A 6,842-nucleotide genomic window follows, 5' to 3' on the forward strand; every position below is an offset into this window, starting at 1 on the left:
GACCAAGTACGAAGACGGACGACGAGATTGATACGAGCCCATAGCTCACTGAGCTTCTTTCATCCTGTCTCGATGGGGTGAAATGGCTGCTCGGCAGGGGTGGAAGTTAGCAAGTAGCCAGACAGGGACATCGCGATGGACAAAAAGATCCGCCTTATTCCCGTTTCCGAAAGAGACCTCGGGCTCCTCGACATCCTGTTCAACGCCAGCCCGGAATCCGACGAGGCATTCGACTGGTTCGGTTTTTCCGATCCCATGGCCAAGCGCAGGCGCTGGTCGGAGAATGGTCTGCTCACCGCCGATTCAGGCACACTCACGGTCGTGAGCGGCCAGGAGGCACTGGGAACAGTCTCCTGGCGGCCCGTCCCTTACGGGCCGCTCAACCGCGGCTGGAACATCGGCATAGGTCTCCGCCACGAAGTTCGCGGTCAGGGCATCGGCACACAGGCCCAGGCATTGCTCGCCCGGTATCTCTTCGCCCATACCGAGGTAAACCGCGTCGACGCGCACACGAATGTGAAAAACATTGCCGAGCAACGTGCCCTGGAGAAGGCTGGTTTTACGCGTGAAGGCGTGTTGAGGGGCGCCCAGTTCCGCAATGGTCGTTACCACGACATGGTCGTATACGGAATCCTCCGCAGCGAAGTCACTCTCGACTGAACCTCTAGTTATGGCACCGGCTCAGTGAGGACCTGGCCAGACATTCCGATGCGGCCAGGTCAGGATCGAATGACACGCAATCCTTGAGAAGGAGTAGTTCTGTGCACCTAATTGACGCGGTAGGTCGCCTTTGTGACGCCATCAATTCGCATTCGGCGCAACGAGTCGCCGACTGCTTCAGTGCCGACTACGCGGCGGAGGTGCCGCACCGTCCTGCAGAAAGTTTTACTGGGCGGGAGCATGTGCTGATGAACTGGTCCTTGATATTTACCCGAGTGCCCGATCTGCAAGCAAGAGTTCTGCGGACAGCGGTCTCGGGGTCCGAGGTGTGGTCCGAATGGGAAATGAGTGGAACTTCTATCGAGGGACTACCCGCTCTCTTGGTCGGACCTGTAGTGATGACCGTCCGCGACGGTCGGATAAATTGGACTCGTTTCTATGTGAGTCCGGTCCCGCCCGTCTCATCCTAAGGTAACTAATCAGGTCAGTTGATCGTGGGTACCCACAGTCGGCCGGATGCCAATTGGACGAGCGCGTCGAGTAGATTGATGCCGTGTTTGGTGGCGGTGGCGAGGAACGTAGATGGCAGAAGTGTTCCGCGCCGGTCAGGGTCCGCATGCCACCGGGGATCTTCTGCCGGACTTTGACCTGACCGAGCGCATCGACATCCTGGCCCGCAACCGTCACGCGATCGCCGACTACCTGGCCGAGCTCCAAAAGCGCGCGGAGTGAGCCGCCGCGAGCTGTGATTTCCCCTGCGTTTGAGACGGGGGGAAGCGGGCGATGGTGTGGTGCCGGTCCGCTCGGTCGCCATTTTCCGTTCGACAACAACGCCGCCGAACGGGAAGGATCGCGCGGATTGCCTGCGTCGACAGGCCCGCGTTGAGCAGTTCTCGGATCTGCTGGACGCGGCCCAGGGCTGCTTCGCTGTAGTCGCGGCAGTTGTTGGGTCGGCGGGTCGAGGTGATCAAGCTCTTTGCCTCGTAGAACCGCACGTGTCGCGGAGACGCGCCACGTGGTGGACCTGTGGGGTGGCCATCGCGATGCGGCACGCACACAGCCCTGGCAGCGCGGCACTCACCGCCATCCACCGAGCCCTCGGTGCCGACTGAGCGCGCGGCGGCATCCGGCGAAGATGCGACCCAGACCCCAAGAGAAACGATGCAGTTTCGATCACTGCCCGCGCCGATAATCCGCTTCCCGTTGGGAGAACGCCCACCATGACCTCCGTACTCATCGTCAATGAGCAGTCATTGCAGCGCCGCGGACTGCGCATGCTCCTGGCGGAGGAGCCCGACCTGACTGTCGTCGGCGAGGCCTCGAGCGGGGCCGAGGCGGTCCGCATGAGCGCCGCACTGTGCCCCGACGTCGTGGTGATGGACAGCCACATTTCCGACTCGGACGGCACCGAGACCATCCGCCGCATCACACGGCCTCCCACCCTCCCCCGGACCCCCGAACTCTCCAGAACGCAAGGGAACCGCCCACGCGTGCTGATCCTGACCCCCGCCAGCCACGAGCAGCACGCCTACGCCGCCCTGCGCGCCGGTGCCGGTGGATTCCTTCTCCACGACGCCACCCCCGGCGAACTGCCCGCGGCCATCCGTGTCGTGGCCGCCGGAGACGCCGTCATCACCCCCGGCCTGACCCGCGCTCTCATCGACACCGTCCGACAGTTGCAACCCGCGCTCCCTGCCGTGCGGGAAGTCGGGATCGGCACGCTCACCGAGCGGGAGCGTGTCGTGCTCACCGCCGTCGCCTCCGGCTGGTCCAACGCCGAGATCGCTGCGGGGCTGTCCATCGCCACGACCACCGTCAAGGCCCACGTCAGCAACATCCTCGCCAAGATCGGTGCCCGCGCCCGTGTCCAGGCGGTGGTCTTCGCCTACGAATCGGGCCTGGTGCGGCCGGCCGCCTGAACACCCCGAAGCCCTGCCGCGGCCTCCAGCTGGTCGACCGCTGTGGGACACCACCTCCGACCTGAAGATCGCCGAGCAGGTGAACCGCCTGGTCCGACTGTCGCGCCAGGCCGGGGACCTGGTGGTGTGGGTGCTGCACTCCGAGGCCCTGCCGCTGCTCAACGACGGCGCCTCGGTGATCGTGAACGGGGAGCCCGCCACCGGCGCCGTCGTGCACGCCGACCGCCTCGCCCCGCGCATCCACGACAGAGCGCTCTTCGCCATGGACCTCATCGCCCGCCACCCACACGGACGAGCTGCTGTCCAGCATGCAGTGCACGGTGCGGACCCTCGCCGCCGCCGGCGAGGGTCCGGCCCGAGCGCTGGTCGGCCGGACCCGAAGCGAGGGCATGAAGCTGACGGGTGCGGTGGTCTGCCGCAGCAGATGACCCAGCGAGTGCTGGAGTCCGCTGTGGAGGGCGAGATCACCGGCCACCTCGGTTGTGACCAGGTGGGAGGTCCGGGAGTGCGGTGGGCACGCCATCTCATGCGAACGGATCGGTCAGGCGCTCGCAGGTCTGCGGATTGCTTGCCCGATTGCGAAGCGCCTTTCCCCGTGAAGGCAGGTGACGACAGCAGGTGCCCCCAGATGCGGGGCGAGCGGCATACAGCCCTTTCCCGGCCCGCCTGTGGTCCGACCCGCTCCGCGCCCCGGTGAGTTCACTCAGTTCAAACGGCTCCGTATCGCCCGAAGCACGCCTCGACCGCCCAGCGGTGGCCGGCCCCCGGTGCTGCCGGCCGGGCCACTGCCAGGAGGCGGACTTCGGCCTTCGCCCAGTTGTGGACGCGCGGGCCGTGCGCGCCGTTGCCGCACGAGCGGCGCTTGTGACGCCACCGCCCGGACGCGCGTCACATCTGGACGGCGCCTCACACCGCCCCGGCTTCAACGGCGCCCGCGCTCCCCGGGATTCGCCGGTGGATGTCCGCGAGCATGTTGCGCATCGCAAGATGGAAGAGCTCAGCCTCGTGGTCCCCGAGGAACGAGGTGTGTCCGAACACCTCGAGGACGACCATGCCGTGCATGCGCCCCCATGCCTCCATGAGCAGGGCGATCGCGGGCGGCGGGAGGACTCCCGGCCCGTCCGGGGGCAGCTGGTCCAGGTAGGCCCGGAACTGGGGCGAGAGCGGGGGCATGTCGGCCGCCGCGAGCTGCTCCAGGCTGAAGTCGCCAAAGAGCTCACGCTGGAAGATCGTGCTCATCCGGCGGGCGGCAATGGTGGAGGCGCCGTCGGCCGGGGCCGCGTAGCCCCGCAGCGGTGTCCCGAACAGGAGCTTGAACCGCTCGGGGTGGGCGATGGCCCAGCCCCGGTAGCCCTCGGCCGCGTCCAGCAGACGCGACACGAACGGCCGGTCCGCCGCCGAGTCCGCCGCAGTGCCCCCAGCGCCCGCAGCCGAGTCGGCCGTCGAGTCGACGGCGGCCTGGACGGCGGCGAACAGGTCCTCGTACCCCTTGGTGACGAGCATCGTGACGAGGGCATGTCGGTTGGGGAAGTAGTGGTAGAGCGCCTGCACGGTCATGCCGAGGCTGCGCGCGACGGCTCGCAGGGACAGCCCCTCAGGACCGTGCTCGGTGATGTGCAGTTCGGCGGCGTCCAGGATCTCCCGCATCGCTGTGGCCCGCCGCCGCTCCCGCAGCGTGGGCGGAGCAGATGACGCGGATCGAGCGGCCGGGGTGGAGGGAGCAGACGGCGCGGACGGAGCCGGCGGGGCGGCGGTCTTCGGCCGTTCGGGTACGGGCATGGGCCCACCCTACGGTGCACCTCTGGCACCTGAACATAAACCGAGCACTGTCAGGTAAATCTCGCACTGCCAACTTCCCCAGGGCCTCCCCTAGCGTCGTCGCGTCCCCGCAGACACATTGACCGCAAGGAGATTTGGCGTGTTCGAACGCATAGCCGAGCTGGCGATCCGCCGGGCCCGGCTGGTACTCATCGTCGCCGTCGTGGCGACAGCTCTCATGGGTGCCCTCGGTAGCGGCGCATTCACCAAGCTGCTGGGCGGCGGTTTCGATGACCCGGCTTCCCAGTCCACCCGGGCACGCGATCTCATCGACAAGAAATTCGGCGGCGAGACCAACCTCGTGCTGCTGGTCCGCGCCGGCGACGGCCGGGTCGACACCCCGTCTGCCGAGCAGAACGGCAAGGCACTGGTCGCGAGCCTGAAGAAGGAGAAGACGCTCGCGAACGTCGTCTCGTACTGGGACACGCGGAGCGCCCAACTCCTGTCCAAGGACGGCCGCGAGGCCATGGTCCTCGCCCACGTCAAGGGTGACCCGACCCAGCAGCAGAAGAACGCCACGAGCCTGCTCGACGATTACGACGGCACGTACAACAAAGCCCTCACGGTACGGGCCGGTGGGGTAGCCGCCGTCGGCAACGACATGTCGACGCAGGTGGTCGAGGATCTTGAACTGGCCGAGCTGATCGCGATCCCGCTGACCCTCATCCTGCTGCTGTTCGTTTTCGGCAGCGTGGTCGCCGCGCTGCTGCCGCTGGCCATCGCCGTCATCGCCATCCTGGGCTCGTTCGCCGAACTGTCCCTGCTCGCCGACGTCACCAGCGTCTCGAACACGGCGACCAACCTCACCACGGCTCTCGGCCTGGGACTGGGCATCGACTACGGCCTGTTGATGATCAGCCGGTTCAGGGAACAGCTCGCGACCGGCGCGAGCGTGGAGGACGCCGTCCGCCGGACGGTGCACACCGCCGGCCGCACCGTCGCGTTCTCCGCCTCCACCGTGGCCGCCGCACTCGCGGCGCTTCTCGTCTTCCCGCAGTATTTCCTGCGCTCGTTCGGCTTCGCCGGGGTCGGCGTCGTCGCCATCGCGGCCGTCAGCGCGCTGTTCGTCATGCCGCCGCTGCTCGTCGTCCTGGGGCACCGGGTCAACAAGGGGCAGATGCCCTGGACGAAGACCGCGAACGTCACCACGCGCGTCTCCATATGGGCGCGGCTGGCGCGTACCGTCATGCGGCGGCCCGCGCTCACCGCGCTGCCCGTCCTCGCGGTCCTGCTGGTGGCGGCGAGCCCGCTGCTCGGCATCACCTTCGGCACCCCGGACGAACGCGTGCTGCCCAAGGACGCCGAGAGCCGCCAGGTCTCCGCGACGCTCCAGAAGAACTTCAACGGCAACGACAACGCCGCCCTCCAGATCGTCATCGGCCAGAACGTCGGCCAGAACGTGGACAAAGCCCCGTTGGAGAAGTACGCCGATCAACTGTCCCAGCTCAAGGGCGTGGTACGGGTCGAGACCAGCACCGGAACCTACACCCACGGGCAGGAATCGGCGGCCGGTCCCGGCAGCACCAACCTCAGCCGCCCCGACGGCCAACGGATCAGCGTCGTCAGCTCCTTGACGCCGAAGTCCGACGCGGCACAGAGCCTGGTCGGCGACGTACGGGCGCTCACCCCGCCCCCCGGCACCCACCCACTGGTGGGCGGCATCGACGCCGAAGTGGTCGACGCCAAGCACTCCATCAGCGGCCAACTCCCGCTCGCCGTCGGCCTGGTCGTCCTGACCACTTTCGTCCTGCTCTTCCTGTTCACCGGCAGTATCGTGCAGCCGCTGCGCGCCCTGGCCCTGAACGCGATCACCCTGGTGGCGACGCTCGGCATCATGACCTGGATCTTCCAGGACGGCCATCTCTCCTCCCTGCTCGGCTTCACGGCGCAGCCGATGGAGATGTCGATGACCGTGCTGATGTTCTGCATCGTCTTCGGTCTGTCGATGGACTACGAGGTGTTCGTCACCAGCCGGATCAAGGAACTCCACGACCAGGGCGAGGACACCGAGTCCGCCGTCACCAACGGCCTCGGGCACACCGGGCGCATCGTCACCGCCGCCGCCTGCCTGCTCGCGGTGAGCTTCTTCGCCTTCGGTACGGCCAAGCTCAGCTTTATGCAGATGTTCGGTCTCGGCAGCGGACTGGCGATCCTGATCGATGCCGTCGCCATCCGCGGTGTCCTCGTCCCGGCCGCGATGCGCCTGCTCGGCGGCTCGGCCTGGTACGCGCCCGGCTTCCTGCGCAGGTTCCACAGCCGGTTCGGCCTCAGCGAAAGCGCGCCCGAGCCCGCTGCCGAGCCCGAACCCGCAGTTTCACGGGGTTGACTCCGGCCCACAGCGTCCTGCCCGGCGCGGAGTCCGGCCGGGGTGACACCGCCCAGCGGGCCGCGAGCCTGCTGACGAGCAGCGCCCCGGCCGTTCTCGGAGTGCGGATGATCCAGGGC

Annotated in this window: 7 protein-coding genes; 5 read left to right on the forward strand and 2 right to left on the reverse strand. The window is 67.3% G+C overall.

Features of this window, described 5'->3' with window-relative positions; all coding sequences use genetic code 11:
• The first annotated feature begins 135 nt into the window (after positions 1-135).
• The 3 genes from ACWGKT_RS12615 to ACWGKT_RS12625 all read left to right on the forward strand — a co-directional run bounded on the left by ACWGKT_RS12615 (position 136) and on the right by ACWGKT_RS12625 (position 1,392).
• Positions 136-660 carry a GNAT family N-acetyltransferase gene (locus tag ACWGKT_RS12615; RefSeq protein WP_453273544.1) on the forward strand — a complete coding sequence of 175 codons (525 nt, stop codon included), beginning with the start codon at positions 136-138 and terminating at the stop codon, positions 658-660.
• Between the two features lie 101 nt (positions 661-761).
• Positions 762-1,130, forward strand: a complete 369-nt coding sequence (locus ACWGKT_RS12620; protein ID WP_453273545.1) for a nuclear transport factor 2 family protein — start codon at positions 762-764, stop codon at positions 1,128-1,130.
• Between the two features lie 112 nt (positions 1,131-1,242).
• Positions 1,243-1,392, forward strand: a complete 150-nt coding sequence (locus tag ACWGKT_RS12625) for a hypothetical protein (protein ID WP_453273546.1) — start codon at positions 1,243-1,245, stop codon at positions 1,390-1,392.
• Here the strand turns inward: ACWGKT_RS12625 and ACWGKT_RS12630 are convergent.
• On the reverse strand, positions 1,359-1,751 hold the full coding sequence (locus ACWGKT_RS12630) for a MerR family transcriptional regulator (RefSeq protein WP_453273547.1): 393 nt from the start codon (positions 1,749-1,751) through the stop codon (positions 1,359-1,361). The two genes, ACWGKT_RS12625 and ACWGKT_RS12630, sit on opposite strands and share 34 nt — an antisense overlap.
• 129 nt (positions 1,752-1,880) lie before the next feature.
• Between ACWGKT_RS12630 and ACWGKT_RS12635 the strand changes: the two genes are divergently transcribed.
• A complete protein-coding gene (locus ACWGKT_RS12635) occupies positions 1,881-2,579 on the forward strand; it encodes a LuxR C-terminal-related transcriptional regulator (protein WP_453273548.1) in 699 nt (232 codons plus the stop codon).
• Between the two features lie 906 nt (positions 2,580-3,485).
• Here the strand turns inward: ACWGKT_RS12635 and ACWGKT_RS12640 are convergent.
• The gene (locus ACWGKT_RS12640; RefSeq protein ID WP_453273558.1) at positions 3,486-4,226 is read right to left on the reverse strand and encodes a TetR/AcrR family transcriptional regulator; all 741 of its coding nucleotides are present in this window, start codon (positions 4,224-4,226) and stop codon (positions 3,486-3,488) included.
• Between the two features lie 271 nt (positions 4,227-4,497).
• On the opposite strand from ACWGKT_RS12640, the gene ACWGKT_RS12645 reads away from it, so the two are divergent.
• On the forward strand, positions 4,498-6,723 hold the full coding sequence (locus ACWGKT_RS12645; protein ID WP_453273549.1) for an MMPL family transporter: 2,226 nt from the start codon (positions 4,498-4,500) through the stop codon (positions 6,721-6,723).
• Positions 6,724-6,842 lie beyond the last annotated feature (119 nt).

This window comes from Streptomyces sp. NPDC054794, from assembly GCF_053611585.1.